The organism is Marinoscillum sp. MHG1-6, from assembly GCF_024714475.1.
In the GTDB taxonomy this organism is placed as follows: domain Bacteria; phylum Bacteroidota; class Bacteroidia; order Cytophagales; family Cyclobacteriaceae; genus JAMZMI01.
Genome location: NZ_JAMZMI010000010.1, coordinates 1 through 17,092 on the forward strand (window position 1 = coordinate 1; position 17,092 = coordinate 17,092).

Consider the following 17,092-nt stretch of genomic DNA (forward strand, 5'->3'; position numbering starts at 1 on the left):
AAGAGTTTATGGTGATTATTGCGGCGGGGTCCACCTCTTCCCATTCCGAACAGAGAAGTTAAGCCCGCCAGCGCTGATGGTACTGCCGTAACAGGTGGGAGAGTAAGTCGTTGCCAGTTTATTATTACCCTGATTAGTTTACTAGTCAGGGTTTTTTTATGCTTTTTTTCTGAAACGATACAATCAAGGGATCAGTCGGTTTTACGGATCAAGCAAAAAAGGGATCAAGCAATATTTCTGTGGGTTGATTGTTCTTTTCATATAGCCACATTGTGAGGTGAGATGATGGTGCCGAGACGCATAGTCTGCCGTAACAGGTGGGAGCGGGACGCGCAGTCAGTAAGTCGCCTGCCTGCTGGCAAACGATCTTTAGGATACTGGTCATAACTCACTAAGAATTGGAAGGTGAACGTTAACTTCGTAGCAATGTATAAAAGTGACCCGAAACTATTATTCCAAATTATAACTGAATGAGCTTTCTAAATCCGGTTGCGTTCTGGTTGTTTTCACTCTTAATTATACCGGTGATCATTCACCTTTTCAATTTCAGAAAGGCTCGTGTCGTTTATTTTTCTAATGTCAGTTTCCTAACAGAGGTCAAGAGCTCAACCAACTCCAGTAATAACCTCAAAAAGTACCTCGTACTGCTTCTAAGATTACTAGCTTTTTCCGCATTGGTGTTAGCGTTGAGTCAACCAATCTTTATTGAGGACCAGCCTGAGAAAGCTAACTTCAATCAGGTAATATATCTGGATAACTCTTATAGCATGGGCCGAATGACTGATGCGGGCGGAGACTTACTTTCTTCAGGTGTAGGTATAGTTGAAAGAATTGCGGAAAAGCGACTAAAAAAAACGACCATTACCACAAATAATTTTGAAGGGCCATTAAGGCCCATTAACTCTAAAGAAGTTGGTCGGCGACTCACTGAAATCCCCTTTAGCTATGCGAATGTGACTTTTGATGCCTTATATGAAAAGGTACGCCGCGTTGCAGGAGTGGAAAGAGAGATGTATGTTATTTCTGACTTTCAGGAATCTACCCTGGGCAGTTTAAAGGAGGCGTTAGAGGATAGTCTTTGCCAATTTAATCTGGTCAAGCTCAAACCTGCTCAAAGTGGGAACATATATATTGATTCTGTAGCGCTCGAGGACGTCAGGGCTTATCGTGATGGTTTCGAGCTGAGGATTTTGATCAGTAATATAGGAGAAGCCAAATCAGGTGTGCTGATTAAAATCGTTAATGAAGAATCGCAAATCGCCTCCTTCACAGAAGATCTGGGTGCAAACTCAAAAGAATGGATAAAAGCCGAACTACCCAATCTGTCAAGCAGGGAATGCACTATTATGATTGAAGATGCTACTTTTTCATACGACAATAAATATCACCTGGTCTTTCCGGATCAACCTAAACTCGCAGGATTTCAGTTGTACGATAATAAGCCTAATAAAGCAGTTAGTTCCGTATTTCTAAATGAAGAGTATTTTAATCTGGATATTCAATCTGTTGGGTCCGTGGACACTGAAAAACTGCAAAGTGCTGATTTTGTAATTTTAGATGGACTAAAGTCGGTACCTGACTGGATTATGGAGCGGCTTAGATACTTTGATAAGCCTGTAGTTGTTTTTCCTGCAGAGGGTCTTCAAATCAATTCTTATGAGTCTCTTACAGGGGCTCAATTAACCATTGATTCAGAGGGAGATGAAGCTGTGATCTCTCAGAAGTCTTTGGAGCATCCCTTGTTTGGTGGTATTTTCTCTCCCTCCGATGTTAATTCGCGACTACCTAAATTCAAGCCATACCTCATTATTCCAAGAGGTAATGATGTGATCTTAAAATCTCAACTAAATGCTCCATTACTAACGAGGTTTGGTGATAATATATACCTGTTTGCTTCGCCTTTAATGGATAGTTATACCAATCTTCATCAGCACGCTTTATTCCTTCCTTTGATGTATGAACTAACATTAAAAAGAGAAAAGGGCTTAAAAATGGCTTTTGATATGGATAGTCATTTTCTTCCAATCAAAAAGGCCTACCAGGGCGTGGGGGAGCAATTGAGGTTGGTGTCGAAAAACGAATCGATTGTTCCGGTACTTCGTAGTATTCAGGGTGAGAGCTTTATCGAACTTCCAATCCGATTAAGTGAACCGGGGTTTTACTATTTAACCTCATGGAGAGATACTTTGGAATCATATGCGATCAATATGTCCAAAAAGGAGTCGCAACTTGAAGCAATTTCAGATGAGCAATTGAAATCATGGGAGAATGAATTCGACAATGTAAGTTTTATCTCAACTGATGCCTCCGGAGATCTGGCTGGTATTACGGGAGTTGAGGATGACATGGCTTTATGGAAATATGCATTAATTTTGGCGCTGATCTTTTTGATTGCTGAACAAACCCTTCTGAGAATACTCAAATGAAAATAGGACTAGCAAATGCCACCGTTTTTGACCCATCATCAAAGTTTCATTTGCAGACCGTGGATATCCTGATTGAAGATGGGATCATCAAGAAAATAGGAAAAGGTCTCAAAGGAGCTGATATCGATTTGAGTGGTAAGTGGGTGTCTCTTGGTTTTGCAGAGCTTTCGGCTAATTTCTGTGAACCAGGAAATGAACATAAGGAAGATATTTCAAGTGGTATTGAAGTCGCTGTTTCCGGAGGATTTACGGATGTATGTGTAGCTCCGGATACTCAGCCCGCTTTAGAGACCAAAGGAGGGATACAGTTTGTGCGCGGTAAATCTGGAAAAGTCAGTTTGTGGCCGATTGCTGCGGTGAGTGAGGAGTTGAAAGGAGAAAACTTAACGGAGATTCTGGATCTTAATCACAACGGAGCCGTAGCTTTTTCAGACGGTGTGAACCCTATTTGGAACACTGAGCTACTGCTTAAAGCTTTGCAGTATGTGCAAAAGTTTGAGGGTTTAATCATTAACAGGCCAAAGGATGTAGGGCTGAGCCGTCATGCTCACATGCATGAGGGGGCCGTGAGTACTAGTCTTGGATTGAATGGTGAACCATCGGTTTCTGAAGAATTGACTATCCAACGTGATATTGAGATATTGAAATACGCCGGAGGAAGAATTCATTTCTCCCAGATTTCAACAGAAAAGTCGGTTGATTTAATAAAGAAGGCAAAAGCGGAGGGACTGAAAGTAACCTGTGATGTATCAATCAATCATCTGCTGTTTTCGGATAAGGACCTTGAAACTTTCGATACGAATTATAAAGTGGACCCACCACTTAGGACTTCTAAGGACCGAAAGGCGCTTATAAAGGGATTAAAGTCTGGTGTGATTGATGCGATTTCAACCGCTCATCAGCCTCAGGACCAGGAGTGCAAAGATTTGGAATTCGATTTAGCTGATTTTGGCGCGATTGGACTACAAACTGCATTTGCAGCTTTAAATTCAATAAAAGATGAGTTGCCTTTGGAAGTTTCCATAGAGAAAATAACCAGGGGGCCACGGACAGTGGTAGGATTGGATCAGCCGGAAATTGCTGAAGGGGCAATGGCCAAATTAGCGGTATTCGACCCAGAGGAAAAATGGACTTTTGACAAGTCAAATAATAAATCAAAATCATTCAATTCCCCTTTCGTAGGCAAGGAACTTACCGGTAAGTCCTTAGGAACTATTAATGGTAAAATTACTTCGCTGGAGATTCTTGAGCATGTTTAAGCTTTCACTGAAATACGCAGCCATTTGCGGGCTGTTATTATGCGTCACCTTTTTCGTATCCGACTATTTTGGAGTAAGTCCACTAACTAGTTTGGTGCATCTGGTTTTTGACCTGATCCTCTTCGGTATTTTCATCTTTTTTGGCACCAAGGAGTTCAAGTCAGAACAAGAAAACGAGATCCTTCATTTTTGGCAGGGGATGACCGTTGGTTTCAATATTTATTTTTTCAGCACCCTGGTTTTTGCCGTTTACCTGATGATCTATTTTCAGGTGGATACCCAACTTCTTCCTGACTATAAGGTGGATGCGATGAAACTGTTGATGGATGGAAAGGATTTGTACATTGAACAAATGGGAGAAGAGACCTTTCAGGCTCAGGTAACTTCTATCAAAGAAGCGACTGCCGGTGGTTTGGTCTTCAAGTCGGTACTCAAGAAAATAATGGCGGGTTTCTTTATTACCCCGCTGATATCCATAATTTTAAGAAAACAACCTAAATAGGGCGCATTGGAATACTCTGAAAATTTGGACCTTTCTCTGATTATCCCGGTTTACAATGAGGACGAATCTCTGCCGGAGTTATATGACTGGATTATTCGAGTTGTGGATCAACACAAAATCTCAACTGAGATTTTGATGATCGATGATGGAAGTACTGATAACTCCTGGTCTGTGATCTCCAATCTTCATGAAAAGGATCCACGCGTTCTAGGGGTACGGTTCAATCGTAATTATGGAAAATCAGCGGCCTTGCATATTGGCTTTAAGCAGGCTCAGGGTGCAGTAGTCATTACCATGGATGCAGATCTCCAGGATAGTCCTGATGAAATACCCGGATTGATAAAAATGATTAATGAGGATGGCTATCATTTGGTAAGTGGTTGGAAAAAGAAGCGCCACGATCCAATTGGGAAAACACTTCCATCCAAGTTTTTCAACAAGGTAACCAGTCTTGTTTCGGGAATAAAACTTCATGATTTCAATTGTGGGCTCAAGGCTTATCAGAATGCGGTAGTTAAGAGTGTGGACCTGTACGGCGAAATGCACAGGTATATTCCACTTCTCGCCAAATGGCATGGTTATTTCAAAATCGGGGAAAAGGTTGTTGAGCATAAGGCAAGAAAATACGGAACCACAAAGTTTGGGCTGGAGCGATTCCTGAATGGGTTTTTGGATTTAATTTCTGTTAGCTTCGTTACCAGGTTCAGGAAAAAGCCAATGCATTTCTTTGGCTTGTTCGGAACGTTGTCATTTCTATTTGGGTCAGGGGTTACAGTATGGCTCATATTCGACAAATTGCACAATCAATATCATTCGCTTCCAGTCAGGGACATTGTGGATCAGCCACTATTCTTTCTGGCTTTAGTTGCTGTGATTCTTGGAACACAGCTTTTTCTTGCAGGTTTCCTTGCTGAAATGATTATTCAGGTGAGTCCGAAAAAGAACGATTATCTCGTGAGTGAGCAACTAGGAGGTGATGCCTAAGTATTCCGTTGTTATTCCCATCTACAATCGTCCTGATGAGTTGCAGGAATTGTTGGAGACGCTTACCAGACAGACTTTTTCTGATTTTGAAATTGTAGTGGTAGAAGATGGCTCCACAATTACCTCAAAGCATGTGGTAGAAGACTTTGAATCGAAGTTGGACATACATTATTATGTCAAGGAAAATGGAGGTCAGGGGTTTGCGAGGAACTATGGTTATGAACGATGCAAGGGGGACTATTACATCGTATTTGATTCAGATTGCCTGATACCGGAACACTACTTTCAAGCAGTTGATGATTTTTTAACGCACCAATCAGTTGATGCATTTGGAGGACCGGATGCGGCACATCAATCATTCAATACCGTTCAAAAAGCTATCAGTCACTCCATGACGTCTTTGTTTACTACCGGGGGTATTCGCGGAAACAAAAAGCACGTAGGGGAATATCATCCCAGGAGCTTCAATATGGGGATTTGTAAAAAAGTTTTTGAGGAAACCATGGGCTATTTGATACCCTTCATGGGCGAAGACCTTGAATTTAGCACCAGGATAATCAAGAAGGGATACAGCACAGCATTAATTCCGGATGCTTTCGTTTATCACAAACGTCGTACTGATTTAAGGAAATTCTATAAACAGCTCAAGTATTTTGGAAGGGCAAGGATCAACCTGACAAGATTTCATCCGGAGCAAATTTCGATCATTCACCTGTTTCCGTTGGTTTTTAGTCTTGGTTTGATCGCGTCAGTATTTGCGATTCCCATACTTCCTGAAATCGGCCTGGCAGGTGTGGGTTGCTATGCCTTCTATTTGCTATTAGTGATGGTTGAAGGCCTTTTCAAAACCAAATCGATCAAAGTGGCACTCCTTTCTCCCATTGTAACATTGATCCAATTCTTTGGATATGGATATGGTTTGGTTTACGAATGGTTTCGTAAGCTGAGAGGTATTAACCCCAATACGAAGTACATTGAATTGTATTAAGCAGGCTTTTCTACCCTGTAAATGATTTCATCAGAAGGCAAGCCATAGCGCTTTACGTCTTCTTCCGGCAACTCAAATACCAGTTTTTCTTGTTTTACAATAAAGCCTTGCGAGCGCAATCTTTCCGGGTAATCCTTTCCAAATAATCGCACATGGTCATCCTGACCAAACATTTGTTCTCTTTCCTTAGGGGATGTAATGGTAAGGTCTTCGAAAGTTTTTTCGGGAATGGGATGGAAGAGTGGAATTTGTAGTATACCCCAACCTCCTGGTTTCAGCACCCGGAGCATTTCTCGCATAGCCAGTTGGTCATCGTCCACGTGCTCCAGTACGTGATTGCAAAACACCACGTCAAAAGTATTTTCTTCGAAAGGAATTTCATGAATATCCATTTTCACTTTTGCCAATGGAGATTCAATATCCGCTGTGATGTAGTCGGTATTGGGCAACGCTTCGAACTTGTCCATAAAGCAAAGTTCCGGAGCTACATGGAGCATTTTCTGATCCGCTGTAAAGAAATCAGTTTTTTCTTTCAGGTATAGCCAGATCAGGCGATGACGCTCCAGAGATAGACAGCTGGGGCATAAAGCGTTTGATCTTGATTCTCGTCCGTATGGAAGAAAAACACGAAAACGGGACCCGCAAACCGGGCACTCCACTTTGTTCCCTTTATAAAAAATGGCAAGAACGGCTAGTGCATGATGACTTACCAGTTGAAGGTATTTCCGAGGAATATTTCTTAAGAGAAAGCTAATAATCTTTTTCACAGCCTTGTATTGGGGTCAGTAAGGTCGCAAAGATATTTAAGATAACTTATCTTAGGCTAAGATTTGCTGTCTATGCGAGGCTTAGTTTGGATTGGTTTGTTTATGTCTTTGATATTGATCTGTGTTCATCAAACGCATGCACAGGGGAGTACCAAAGAACGTGATTTCAGGGATCATATGCCCACGGAAAACCTGGATCCTCGGAAAGAGGCTAACGTCCACAGAAACAGGCCTAAAAGAAGGAATATCCAATACCTCTATAAAGATGAGCCGGATGGAACGCTGTTTGGGAATCCATGTGTACTCGAGCAAACCCGTCGAATGGGGTTTGAGTATATGCCTAATCCCAAGGGCTTACCCGGGGCAATAAATGATGACGATCAATATTCTAATAATGTAATGGTCAATTTGAGGCTGATTGTTACACATAGCCCGTTTTGGAAGCTAATTTTGAATCGAAGAATAAAAAGGTGCCGGGAGAAGAGTGGGGACTGGACAGGTTAATAAACAAATATGGAAGCTTTATCAGTAGATTTTTCAAAGACAATCCTAACAGAATTGATGATCCCTTCTTATGCCAATTTTGGAGGGAAAATTCACGGAGGAATTTTGCTTAGCCTAATGGATAAGGCGGCCTATGCCTGCGCGAGTAAGCATGCGGGCAACTATTGCGTGACTGTTTCTGTGGATCAGGTGGAGTTTTTGCAACCCGTGGAGGTGGGAGAGCTGGTCTCACTGACAGCCACTGTTCATCATGTAGGGAACTCCTCAATGGTCATCGGTATTAATGTAGCAGCTGAGAATGTCAAGACACACACGGTGAAACAGACCAATACCTGTTATTTCACTATGGTCGCCAAGGGAGATGATGACAAACCAATCCCGGTTCCTGCCTTGCAGCTTAAGACTCTGGCAGAGGTGAAAAAATTTGCCGAAGCGATTAAGCGAAAACAGGTTAAAAAGGAGGCGAATAAAGCGTTTAATGAAGCCAAAAACGCATTTATGATGGAGGAATATTATGAAATGCTTCTTGGTCAAAGGTGTATATTGGATGTGGAGTGAAAATCTAGCGGTCTTTTTTTCGAAACATAAACTTCAAACCTGACCAGTCCTGGTCCACGGCACACACTTTGACATCGACCAAACCGCCCTCAAGTCCTATTCTTCTAACATCATTTTCGTTAAGATCCTTTTCAAGTTTCGAACTCCCCTTAGGCCAACTGATCCAAAGCGTACCCGTTTTTTGTAGGTGGTTCATTAGGGAAGGCCATTGACTTTGTAGTTGGCTCTGGTTAGAGAAGAAAGCATGAATAAAATCAAATTCTCCTTCTGGAGAATCTGAAAAGTTGATGTCTTTAGGTAGTTCACCTAGTAGATCGAAATAATTTTTAGGGGTATTAAGGATTAAACAATTGAATCCATCTTTTAGACCAAGCTTTTTGACTAGGGGAGTGCCTGAGTATCCGGCTGTAGAACTGGGATGCATGTTGGAGGTAAGGTTATGTTCGCTCCTAAAATTAGGGCAGATTGAAGATTTTTGCATGATTTATCAAGTTGACCAATGTTCCGATAAGCCTGTGCAGCGACGAGGTAGTTATCAATGCTATCCGGCCATACCTGGATATTCCATTGTGTTGTTTTAATCACGTTTTTGTCCTGATTATCTATCAGGTAAAGTTCTGCCAACCCGGTAAATAGCTCATAATGTCTGATTGGAACCATGTCTGCGGAAAGCACTAAAAAATAGGCGTCTCCATAAAAGGATTTGTATTGCCGAAGAGCTTTGTCCCTTGCAAGTTGAAAATACCGGATGGCCTCTGTTGGGTTGTTAATTTGGTCGCGGTAGATTTCTCCCATGGAGAGATAATAGTCCAGGCTATTATGCCCCAGTACCAGGAGTTCCTTAAACTTTTTGATCGACTGATGCGGTTGATGATTTTCCTGATAAGCCTTGGCGAGTAATTCCTTGACAGGAATCGGTTTTCTTGGACTAAATTTTTCAATTAACTCAAAATAGTAAATCGCATCCTGATACTGACGGTGGGTATAACTTTCCTGGCCTTTCAGAATATAACCATGAAACAGGTTTGCCTTGAAATCCCTCATGTCGTTTTCCTCCGGTAGATGGGGACTTAGGTCATTTAATTTTACTAACGCATCGCCCACTTTCCCTCGCAAAAGATCCTCCTGAGCAGATTCAAATGTGGCTCTTCTGTTGGCCAGTAACTCCTGGTGCATTTTCTCATCATAGGTCGTTTTGATCCAAATCACCGTCATCACCAGGCATGCTACAATGATCGTAAATCCAAATGCATAGGCAGTAGCGATCCAATTTTCCTTCCAGTCAATTTCTGGTTCCTTATAATTAGGTCTATAGTAGTATCGCTTGCGTGGTTGTGTGGAGAAGGTATCCGGTGGGTTGAATTCTGTATTAGGAATAGATCGACTGTAAGTGAGCTTGATGTCGTATCGGGCTTTCTCATATGGGTTGGAAAGCGTTTGGTACGCAAGGTTGATTTCCTTGAAACGTTCCTCCATTTCCATGTTCCCTGCATGCTTATCTGGGTGATACAGTACCGCTAACCGCTTAAAAGCCGCCTTAATTTCTGCCTGACTGGCAGTTTCACTGATCTCTAGAAGTTGGTAAAAATTCTTCATGCGCCTCGTTATTTAACGTAAAAACGCATGCTAATTGTTTATAAAGCTGATTTATTGGAAATGAAAAGCCCCAAAAAGCATAGTAGTAAGCCGCCAATTACACTGGCAATTAGGTAGAGAGATAATTGCGTGTAGTGCTGTGTTTGGTATAGTCGTAAAATGTCCAGTGAAAATGCTGAAAAAGTGGTAAACCCGCCACAGAACCCTGTAATCAGGAGCATGGATAAATTGGAATTGTAGTATTTCAGAAAGTATCCGGCAAGTAAACCAATGATCAGGCTCCCAATTAGGTTGACGGTCAGCGTTCCACTCGGAAATCCGTCATGAAATAGTTTTCCCGCACTAAGTCCTACGAGATACCTTAAGGCACTTCCAACAAAACCGCCTATTCCGGCAAGTATTACTTCTTTCATTTGATTGACTTCAGAAAGTTTGAAGCATGAGAAATGAGATCAGGATAAAATTGTTCAAACTCTGATTGGAACGCTTCATAATGTTCCTCCAAATCCTGGCTCGCGTTCTCCATGCCGGAGGCAAATTTAGTTCTTCTGGACATTCCGGTAAGCGCCCGATTCACACCTTCCACAAATTGATAATTATATAGCCAGTTATCAGCCTTCATGTACCTAAGCATATATTGGGCTTGATCTGGTAGAATGTCATGATATTTTTGGGTCGTCTTGTAAAAGTTTTCTGTGTATTCAAGCAACGGTACATCTGAATAGTCTTGCCAGTTTGCTGCGAGGAAATGATCATAATATACATCGGTGATCACCGGAGCATAGTGCCTGTACCTGGACCTTAGACGTTGTTTGCTCAAAGTCACCACTGGATGTTGATCGGTATAGCTATCTATTTCCCGGTGAAGTATTATGCCTTTGGAAATCTCGCTTTCGTAGTGAGTGAAATCTTTCCCTTTGACAAAATCCCCGATGAGGTTTCCGATCATGATTTTTTCATTGGGGCCTGATAAGTGGAGGTGTGCAAGAAAATTCACTCGCCTTAAGTTGTTTTATATAAATTTGAAGTCTTAATTCCATTAAGAAATGGAATTGCAACCGAGTATTCACTGCGTAAACTAAAGAATTATCGAAGCGGGATCAACAAATATGAGGAGAACGCACCTCAATTTATTGGTGCAATTAGCCAGAATCGACGGAGTTGTGGTTCAGGAGGAAATTGATTTGATCAAACAAATCGGTGAGGCTAATGGTATGTCTTCTGATGATATTACCGGTTGCTTCGAAGACCCAACGCTCATAGAAGACCTTAGTGGCCTTACTGAGGATGAGAAGTATGAGTACATCTATTCGATCGTACAACTGATGAAGATCGACGGGCGTCTTTATAAAGAAGAATTGGCGTTTTGTGCTCGTATGGCCAGTAAACTTGGCTATGATGAGGGTGTGTTGCTTGAATTGATGCTGAAAATCTATAGCGATCCGCATCTATCTGCTGATAAAGAATTGATCAAGGACACCATACAGGAGTACCTCATCAAAAAATAATTCATGAAGTTTGAAGGGCATTTCCAGCGCCTGCTGAACCTGATAAAAAAGGAAAGGCAGGAAGACAGGAAACAGTATGAAGAAAAAATCCGCAACCGCTCACTTCAGGATCGGAAAAAGGAAGGTGTTACCTGGTATCCGGTCACCTTACAAAAATCTTATTTAGGAACAGGAGAAAAATGGGTGCTACAAGTCGAGCGAACAACTGATCTGAATCAAAGACATTTTTTTCAGCCGGGCTCCTCGGTGAGTCTGTTTCTCAACGATGAAAAAAGGAAGCTCTCTGCTTCCGGTATTATTACCCGCATGAATGAACATAGAATGACTTTCATGCTGAATGCTGAAGATGAGCCGGATTGGATTGATGAGGGTAAAGTCGGGATCAATCTTCTTTTTGATGAGGGCACCTATGATGAAATGGAGAAAACCATGGTTTCCCTTTCTAAAACATCGGGTGGGAGGATAGCTGAACTCATGCCCGTTTTATTGGGTGAGCAACAACCGCACTTTGATCGCTTAAATCATGAAAATGTTCCAGGATTAAATGCCAGCCAGCAAAACGCCCTGGATATGATCAGGTCAGCAAATGATATTGCCTTGGTTCATGGACCACCCGGAACAGGAAAGACCACGACCCTTATTGAGGCGATTCGTGAAAAGGTGCTTACAGAAAAGCAGGTGTTGGTCTGTGCTGCTAGTAATGCCGCCGTTGATCTTTTGGCAGAAAAGCTGTCTGAGCAGGATGTGCGTGTTTTGAGGTTGGGGCATCCGGCCCGGGTAACGGAAGCGGTGGTTAGGACAACCCTTGACGCGAGACTGAGTGAGCATAATGATGCACGTATGCTTCGCGATCTGCGCAGGAAGTCTGAAGAAATGCGGTCATTGGGCAGAAAATACAAGCGAAATTTCGGGCATGATGAACGCAAGCAGCGGAAATTGTTGCTTGATGAAGCCAGAAGCCTAAAGGATGAGGCACTGATGCTGGAAGGGCACATGATCTTCGATGAGCTGAATAAAGCACAGGTGATAGCCTGCACCCTTGTTGGTGCCAATAACAGTTACCTGGGTAACAGACAATTTAAGACCGTCTTTATCGATGAGGCGTCTCAGGCACTCGAGCCGGCATGTTGGATTCCAATAATGAAGGCCGAAAAAGTAGTGATGGCAGGAGACCACTGGCAGCTGTCTCCAACGGTAAAGTCTTTGGAGGCTGGAAAACAAGGACTCACCGAAACTATTTTTGAAAGGACGATAAAGCGCTCTCAGGGGCATGAGGTCATGTTGAAGACGCAGTATAGAATGCACCCAAATATTATGGCCTTTTCAAATGCGTACTTCTATAAAGGAGAACTGGAGTCAGCGGAGATCATTGGTAATAGAAGACAGTTATTTAATGATTCCGTCAGTTTTATAGATACTGCAGGTTGTGGGTTTGATGAGAAAATCAACCAGGAGACCCTGTCCACTTACAATGAGGAGGAGGCTGCTTTTGTACTGAATCGTTTGGATACCTTGATTCAGGAAAACAGGGAAATGTTTGCTTCGTTATCCATTGGAGTGATTGCTCCCTATAAGGCACAGACAGAGGTGCTCAAAAATCAAATAATACGTTTTGATTGGTACGCTGATCTTGCTAATAACATTACTATCAATTCCGTTGATGCTTTCCAGGGACAGGAAAGAGATGTGATGATAATTTCTTTGGTCCGTAGTAACTCTGTTGGTGTTATAGGCTTCCTTGCAGACGAACGAAGAATGAATGTTGCCATGACTCGTGCCAGACATCTATTAATGATGGTAGGCGATTCGTCGACTTTGAGTAGTAACGATTTTTTTGATCTACTTATCCAGGACATGCAAAGCAGGAGCTGGTACCACAGTGCATTTGAATATCTCTATTGATCAGAAGAAAATTTCCTGTGCAAGTCGATAGGTGTTGGCATGGGCTTCCAGGATTTGTCTGATGTCCTGAGAATAACCACCACCCATGGAGGCAACAAGAGGAATGTTATTGGATTTGGCAATGTTCAGGACCTTGCGATCACGCTCTTTACATCCGGAGATTGTTAACCCAAGTCGGCCAAGTTTATCCGAAGCCAACACATCCACTCCGGACTGGAAGAAGATAAAATCAGGCTGGACAGTATCCATGAGTTTGTTCAGGTGTTGATCTAGTAGTTTCAAATACTCCAAATCTCCAGTGCCATCTGGTAAGGGTACATCCAAATCAGATCTTTCCTTTTTCATTGGGTAATTTTTTTCTCCGTGCATGCTGAAGGTGAAAACGTTGGATTCAGATTCAAATATTTCAGCAGTGCCATTTCCCTGGTGGACATCAAGATCAATGATGAGTATTTGTTTCGCGAGATCGTAATCGAGTAAATACTGTGCGGCGATGGCCTGATCGTTTAAAAGGCAAAAACCTTCTGCTCGATCCGAGTAAGCATGGTGCGTCCCTCCTGCTATATTCATGGCTACACCGTATTGCAGTGCAAATAATGCAGCTTCGATCGTTCCAGCGATGATGACTTGCTCTCGGATGACCAGTTCTTTGGAGATGGGAAAGCCGCTTTTTCTTTCTTCTTGCCTGGTGAAGTCAAGCTGATGCAGTTTTTGAAGGTAATGTTGTTTGTGGACCGACAATAATACTTCTTCGGTAGGCATGCCCGGGGCAAATAGGTTTGACTCTTCAATGGTTCCTTCGTGAAGTAGCTGTTCTGGGAGTAAGTCGTACTTCTCCATGGGAAACCGATGACCTGGAGGCAGCGGGTGATTGTACTCTTTTGACCAGGCTATTTTGAGCATATTCAATTAACTGGGAAAAGTCGAATAGGTTTGATACGAAAAAGTAAAGGTCACCGAAAAACGATGACCTTTGAGTTTTTTGAGACGAGTAAATTCTATTTGTTGTGAACATGCACATCCATTTGAGGGAATGGAATGTTAAGCCCCTCTTTTGCGAAGGTTTTATACACTTTTTCATTCATATCGAAATATACAGGCCACAGGTCTTCAGAAGTAGACCACGCCCTTACCACAAAATTCACTGAACTGTCTCCGAGCGAATGCATGGCAATGAATGATTCCGGGTCTTTCAGTATCCGTTCGTCCTCATCAATTAATCTTTGCAATACGGCTTTGGCCTTATCTGAATCATCTCCATAGGCAATTCCGAATTTCCATTCATTTCTTCTGAGAGGTTCCTGGGAGATATTGGTCATATCAGAGTTAGCCAGTTCGCCATTGGGGATGTAAACCACTTTCTTGTCGAAAGTATTGACAATCGTATAAAATATTTGGATCTCCTTGACGGTTCCGAGGTAACCTTTGGCGTCTATCACATCACCTACCTTAAAAGGTCTTAGGAGTAGGATGATAACCCCACCGGCAAAGTTTTGCAAGGTTCCCTGGAGAGCCAGACCCACAGCCAGACCCGCAGCACCCAGAACAGCCACAAAGCTGGTGGCTTCAATTCCCACCATGCCAATCACAGAGATGAACAGCATGACTTTAAGGGTCCAGTTAAGTAGCGTTTTCAGAAAAGGGATCAGGGATACATCTACTTCTCGCTTGGACATGATCTTACCAAAGCTTCTTGTGATCAGTCCGATGACCCAAAGACCCACGACTAAGGTAACAATGGCCATAACCACTTTTGGGCCGAAGTCCAGTGCCCATTCCATTGCTATATCCGAAAATTCAGCGATTTGGTTTGCTTGCTCTTCCATATTGAAGTTAATTGAGTTTTTAATTTGGTTTAACATCAGTCAACTGGATAAGGGATAAACAGGAAGTTAGTAAAATCTTTATCTACAATAAAAAGACAGCAAAACTCATCCGGGTCTTTATAGGCCTGCACAAAGACCTCTTTATCCTCTATGAGTTTGCGTTCCAGGAACTCCTCAGCGAAAGAAGCGTAGTAGTTCCACTCGTTTTCCATCTTACCAGCCTCATACAATAACTGACCAATGGGCAAATCGTTTTTCGAAATTGGAAAAACCGGATGTTCGGAGAAGCCTCGCTTGCGGATCTGGTAGGAAGCCTCTTTTAGAAGCTCGGCCACTTTGACAAAATCAGATGAGATCTGACCGAGATATTTAGGATTAAGTTCTGGATCGTTTTGCATAATTATCTGGCTGTAAGCAGTACTACGTTTTCTACATGATGAGTTTGAGGGAACATGTCTACAGGCTGAATTTTTCTCACAATAAATGCCTCGTCAAGCAATTGAAGGTCTCTGGCCTGTGTTGCAGGGTTGCAGCTCACATAGACTAATCGCTCCGGTTTGATTCTGTTCAATACTTCAATCACTTTTGGGTGCATTCCTGCTCGAGGGGGGTCCGTAATGATCACGTCAGGATGTCCGTGCTTTTTCACGAAATGATCCGTAAACATATCTTTCATGTCTCCGGCAAGGAAAGTGGTATTGGTAATATTGTTAAGCTCGGAATTTTTACGAGCATCTATGATAGCTTCTTCTACTGATTCCACTCCAATGACCTTTGCAGCTTGACCAGCCACAAAATTGGCGATGGTTCCGGTCCCGGTGTATAGATCATAAACTACTTCATCTCCCTTAAGGTCAGCAAATGATCTTGCTACCTTGTACAACTCATAGGCCTGCTTTGAGTTGGTTTGGTAAAAAGATTTTGGGCCTACACGAAACGATAGTCCTTCCATTTGTTCAGTAATAAATGGTTCACCAGCGTAAACATGAACGGGTAAATCATAAAAGGTCTCATTTTGCTTAGGATTGATGATGTATTGAAGTGAAGTGATCTCCGGAAAGGAGTTTTTCAGGTGCTCGAGGAGTAATTCGTTTTTATCATCTTCATGGTAAAACTGAACAATGACCATGATGTATCCGGTCGAAGCAGTTCGAATAATAAGATTTCTTAACAAACCCGTTTGATCCTTTAGATCAAAGAAAGGGATGCTATGTTCTTCTGCGAACTTATGGACTGAAAGCCTAATATTGTTGGAAGGTTCAGCTTGTAAGTGGCATTTGTCAATATGAAGAATTTTATCGAATCGCCTGGGTATGTGAAATCCCAGTGCATTTCTTGAAAAGTCCTCTCCGCTGTCTATTTCGGACCGGGTCAGCCAGCGGTTGTTGGAAAAAGTGAATTCCAGTTTGTTTCTATAAAAGAAGGTATCAATTGATCCGATGATGGGTTGTAACTCGGGTAATTCAACTTTGGAGATCTTTTTCAGGTTTTCTTTTACATGCTCAAATTTGAATTGAAGCTGAGCACCATAGTTGATGTGTTGCCATTTGCAACCTCCGCAAATACCAAAATGCTCGCAAACCGGGGTCGTTCTATGTGAAGAGGAATGGTGGGTCTTGATGATATCACCCTCAAAGATCCCTTTCCTTTTGCCCCTCACCTGTATATCCACCTTATCTCCGGGAGCTCCTAATCCTATAAAGTAAACTTTGCCATCTTTTTTGGCTATGCTCTTCCCCTCAGCAGAAATACCTGTGATTTCCAGGTCTTCTACGATCTTATTGTGTTTCATAGACGGCAAAATTAGCAATACTATGGTATTAGAAGGTATATAAAATGAACCGTTATATGAGCTTGGGCTAAGTTTAAAAAAATTGGACAAAACCAAGTTTGTGCTGTAATGATTCCTAGCTGAAAATCGTAAGTGGTGATTGAGAGGCGTTGTAAACGCCCTGAATTGAGGAATTTTCAATATTTTTAAAGAAATCAATGAGAGATCGTAATCGCAAGAATGATATTTTGCGAATTATGCTAATTTTTGAAAAAAAATTAACGAATCATTGTTTTTACGGAGCAAAATGTAAATACATCTCATTTTTATGATCTCCGTAATCGAAGTTTGTTTGATTTCAATGTTGGAAGAAATATAGCAAAAAAAACGGCTTTATTTTTAAATATATTCAAAAAATAATGATCTCCGACTAACAATTTCTTAACGAAGAGATCAAAAAAATGAAACAATAATTTTGAAAGGCTCTAACAATTACTTTAT

General features: G+C 42.0%; 18 protein-coding genes and 1 rRNA gene. 10 read left to right on the forward strand and 9 right to left on the reverse strand.

The window, feature by feature from the left end; genetic code table 11:
• Window positions 1–7 precede the first annotated feature (7 nt).
• The 6 genes from rrf (at window position 8) to NXR94_RS16515 (ending at window position 6,159) form a co-directional block, all read left to right on the forward strand.
• Window positions 8–119: ribosomal RNA gene (gene rrf, locus NXR94_RS16490) — 5S ribosomal RNA — on the forward strand.
• A gap of 351 nt (window positions 120–470) precedes the next feature.
• A complete protein-coding gene (locus NXR94_RS16495; RefSeq protein ID WP_258105781.1) occupies window positions 471–2,426 on the forward strand; it encodes a BatA domain-containing protein in 1,956 nt (651 codons plus the stop codon).
• Complete coding sequence (locus tag NXR94_RS16500) at window positions 2,423–3,685, forward strand: dihydroorotase family protein (RefSeq protein WP_258105782.1); 1,263 nt, start codon at window positions 2,423–2,425, stop codon at window positions 3,683–3,685. The genes NXR94_RS16495 and NXR94_RS16500 overlap by 4 nt, the downstream gene beginning before the upstream one ends.
• On the forward strand, window positions 3,678–4,187 hold the full coding sequence (locus tag NXR94_RS16505) for a DUF4199 domain-containing protein (protein ID WP_258105783.1): 510 nt from the start codon (window positions 3,678–3,680) through the stop codon (window positions 4,185–4,187). The genes NXR94_RS16500 and NXR94_RS16505 overlap by 8 nt, the downstream gene beginning before the upstream one ends.
• A 6-nt stretch (window positions 4,188–4,193) precedes the next feature.
• Window positions 4,194–5,171, forward strand: coding sequence for a glycosyltransferase family 2 protein (locus tag NXR94_RS16510; RefSeq protein WP_258105784.1), 978 nt, complete (start codon window positions 4,194–4,196; stop codon window positions 5,169–5,171).
• Window positions 5,164–6,159, forward strand: a complete 996-nt coding sequence (locus NXR94_RS16515) for a glycosyltransferase family 2 protein (RefSeq protein ID WP_258105785.1) — start codon at window positions 5,164–5,166, stop codon at window positions 6,157–6,159. Before NXR94_RS16510 ends, NXR94_RS16515 begins: the two co-directional genes overlap by 8 nt.
• On the opposite strand, the gene NXR94_RS16520 is transcribed toward NXR94_RS16515, so the two are convergent.
• Window positions 6,156–6,926, reverse strand: coding sequence for a class I SAM-dependent methyltransferase (locus NXR94_RS16520; RefSeq protein ID WP_258105786.1), 771 nt, complete (start codon window positions 6,924–6,926; stop codon window positions 6,156–6,158). The genes NXR94_RS16515 and NXR94_RS16520 overlap by 4 nt on opposite strands.
• 72 nt (window positions 6,927–6,998) lie before the next feature.
• Between NXR94_RS16520 and NXR94_RS16525 the strand changes: the two genes are divergently transcribed.
• Complete coding sequence (locus tag NXR94_RS16525; RefSeq protein ID WP_258105787.1) at window positions 6,999–7,430, forward strand: hypothetical protein; 432 nt, start codon at window positions 6,999–7,001, stop codon at window positions 7,428–7,430.
• A gap of 9 nt (window positions 7,431–7,439) precedes the next feature.
• Entirely contained in the window at window positions 7,440–7,988 is a 549-nt protein-coding gene (locus NXR94_RS16530; RefSeq protein ID WP_258105788.1) for an acyl-CoA thioesterase, read from the forward strand.
• 4 nt (window positions 7,989–7,992) lie between these two features.
• On the opposite strand, the gene NXR94_RS16535 is transcribed toward NXR94_RS16530, so the two are convergent.
• Genes NXR94_RS16535 through NXR94_RS16550 form a run of 4 tightly spaced genes read right to left on the reverse strand, consistent with a single transcriptional unit; the run spans window position 7,993 to window position 10,533 of the window.
• Window positions 7,993–8,412, reverse strand: coding sequence for a DUF3052 domain-containing protein (locus NXR94_RS16535; RefSeq protein WP_258105789.1), 420 nt, complete (start codon window positions 8,410–8,412; stop codon window positions 7,993–7,995).
• A complete protein-coding gene (locus tag NXR94_RS16540; RefSeq protein ID WP_258105790.1) occupies window positions 8,370–9,584 on the reverse strand; it encodes a DnaJ domain-containing protein in 1,215 nt (404 codons plus the stop codon). The genes NXR94_RS16535 and NXR94_RS16540 overlap by 43 nt, the downstream gene beginning before the upstream one ends.
• A gap of 38 nt (window positions 9,585–9,622) precedes the next feature.
• The gene (gene crcB / locus NXR94_RS16545) at window positions 9,623–9,997 is read right to left on the reverse strand and encodes a fluoride efflux transporter CrcB (RefSeq protein WP_258105791.1); all 375 of its coding nucleotides are present in this window, start codon (window positions 9,995–9,997) and stop codon (window positions 9,623–9,625) included.
• Window positions 9,994–10,533, reverse strand: a complete 540-nt coding sequence (locus NXR94_RS16550) for an acyl carrier protein phosphodiesterase (RefSeq protein ID WP_258105792.1) — start codon at window positions 10,531–10,533, stop codon at window positions 9,994–9,996. The genes crcB and NXR94_RS16550 overlap by 4 nt, the downstream gene beginning before the upstream one ends.
• A gap of 160 nt (window positions 10,534–10,693) precedes the next feature.
• Here NXR94_RS16550 and NXR94_RS16555 point away from each other — a divergent pair, with 160 nt between their 5' ends.
• Both NXR94_RS16555 and NXR94_RS16560 read left to right on the forward strand, forming a co-directional pair.
• Entirely contained in the window at window positions 10,694–11,092 is a 399-nt protein-coding gene (locus NXR94_RS16555) for a TerB family tellurite resistance protein (protein ID WP_258105793.1), read from the forward strand.
• Window positions 11,093–11,095: 3 nt separating this feature from the next.
• Complete coding sequence (locus NXR94_RS16560; RefSeq protein WP_258105794.1) at window positions 11,096–12,994, forward strand: AAA domain-containing protein; 1,899 nt, start codon at window positions 11,096–11,098, stop codon at window positions 12,992–12,994.
• Here NXR94_RS16560 and NXR94_RS16565 read toward each other — a convergent pair whose 3' ends face one another.
• The 4 genes from NXR94_RS16565 to rlmD form a co-directional block, all read right to left on the reverse strand.
• On the reverse strand, window positions 12,995–13,897 hold the full coding sequence (locus NXR94_RS16565) for a histone deacetylase (RefSeq protein ID WP_258105795.1): 903 nt from the start codon (window positions 13,895–13,897) through the stop codon (window positions 12,995–12,997).
• A gap of 95 nt (window positions 13,898–13,992) precedes the next feature.
• Window positions 13,993–14,820 (reverse strand): mechanosensitive ion channel family protein, encoded by an 828-nt coding sequence (locus tag NXR94_RS16570; RefSeq protein ID WP_258105796.1) that lies wholly within the window; start codon window positions 14,818–14,820, stop codon window positions 13,993–13,995.
• Window positions 14,821–14,855: 35 nt separating this feature from the next.
• The gene (locus NXR94_RS16575; protein WP_258105797.1) at window positions 14,856–15,218 is read right to left on the reverse strand and encodes a hypothetical protein; all 363 of its coding nucleotides are present in this window, start codon (window positions 15,216–15,218) and stop codon (window positions 14,856–14,858) included.
• A 2-nt stretch (window positions 15,219–15,220) separates the two neighbouring features.
• Window positions 15,221–16,612 carry a 23S rRNA (uracil(1939)-C(5))-methyltransferase RlmD gene (rlmD, locus tag NXR94_RS16580; RefSeq protein WP_258105798.1) on the reverse strand — a complete coding sequence of 464 codons (1,392 nt, stop codon included), beginning with the start codon at window positions 16,610–16,612 and terminating at the stop codon, window positions 15,221–15,223.
• Between the last annotated feature and the right edge of the window lie 480 nt (window positions 16,613–17,092).

What these genes read in the sequence shown, in the direction of transcription:
- NXR94_RS16495 (WP_258105781.1), top strand. Translation starts at nt 471, where the DNA reads ATGAGCTTTCTAAATCCGGTTGCGTTCTGGTTGTTTTCACTCTTAATT.
- NXR94_RS16500 (WP_258105782.1), top strand. Translation starts at nt 2,423, where the DNA reads ATGAAAATAGGACTAGCAAATGCCACCGTTTTTGACCCATCATCAAAG.
- NXR94_RS16505 (WP_258105783.1), top strand. Translation starts at nt 3,678, where the DNA reads ATGTTTAAGCTTTCACTGAAATACGCAGCCATTTGCGGGCTGTTATTA.
- NXR94_RS16515 (WP_258105785.1), top strand. Translation starts at nt 5,164, where the DNA reads ATGCCTAAGTATTCCGTTGTTATTCCCATCTACAATCGTCCTGATGAG.
- NXR94_RS16525 (WP_258105787.1), top strand. Translation starts at nt 6,999, where the DNA reads ATGCGAGGCTTAGTTTGGATTGGTTTGTTTATGTCTTTGATATTGATC.
- NXR94_RS16530 (WP_258105788.1), top strand. Translation starts at nt 7,440, where the DNA reads ATGGAAGCTTTATCAGTAGATTTTTCAAAGACAATCCTAACAGAATTG.
- NXR94_RS16535 (WP_258105789.1), bottom strand. Translation starts at nt 8,412, where the DNA reads ATGCATCCCAGTTCTACAGCCGGATACTCAGGCACTCCCCTAGTCAAA.
- NXR94_RS16540 (WP_258105790.1), bottom strand. Translation starts at nt 9,584, where the DNA reads ATGAAGAATTTTTACCAACTTCTAGAGATCAGTGAAACTGCCAGTCAG.
- crcB (WP_258105791.1), bottom strand. Translation starts at nt 9,997, where the DNA reads ATGAAAGAAGTAATACTTGCCGGAATAGGCGGTTTTGTTGGAAGTGCC.
- NXR94_RS16550 (WP_258105792.1), bottom strand. Translation starts at nt 10,533, where the DNA reads ATGATCGGAAACCTCATCGGGGATTTTGTCAAAGGGAAAGATTTCACT.
- NXR94_RS16555 (WP_258105793.1), top strand. Translation starts at nt 10,694, where the DNA reads ATGAGGAGAACGCACCTCAATTTATTGGTGCAATTAGCCAGAATCGAC.
- NXR94_RS16560 (WP_258105794.1), top strand. Translation starts at nt 11,096, where the DNA reads ATGAAGTTTGAAGGGCATTTCCAGCGCCTGCTGAACCTGATAAAAAAG.
- NXR94_RS16565 (WP_258105795.1), bottom strand. Translation starts at nt 13,897, where the DNA reads ATGCTCAAAATAGCCTGGTCAAAAGAGTACAATCACCCGCTGCCTCCA.
- NXR94_RS16570 (WP_258105796.1), bottom strand. Translation starts at nt 14,820, where the DNA reads ATGGAAGAGCAAGCAAACCAAATCGCTGAATTTTCGGATATAGCAATG.
- NXR94_RS16575 (WP_258105797.1), bottom strand. Translation starts at nt 15,218, where the DNA reads ATGCAAAACGATCCAGAACTTAATCCTAAATATCTCGGTCAGATCTCA.
- rlmD (WP_258105798.1), bottom strand. Translation starts at nt 16,612, where the DNA reads ATGAAACACAATAAGATCGTAGAAGACCTGGAAATCACAGGTATTTCT.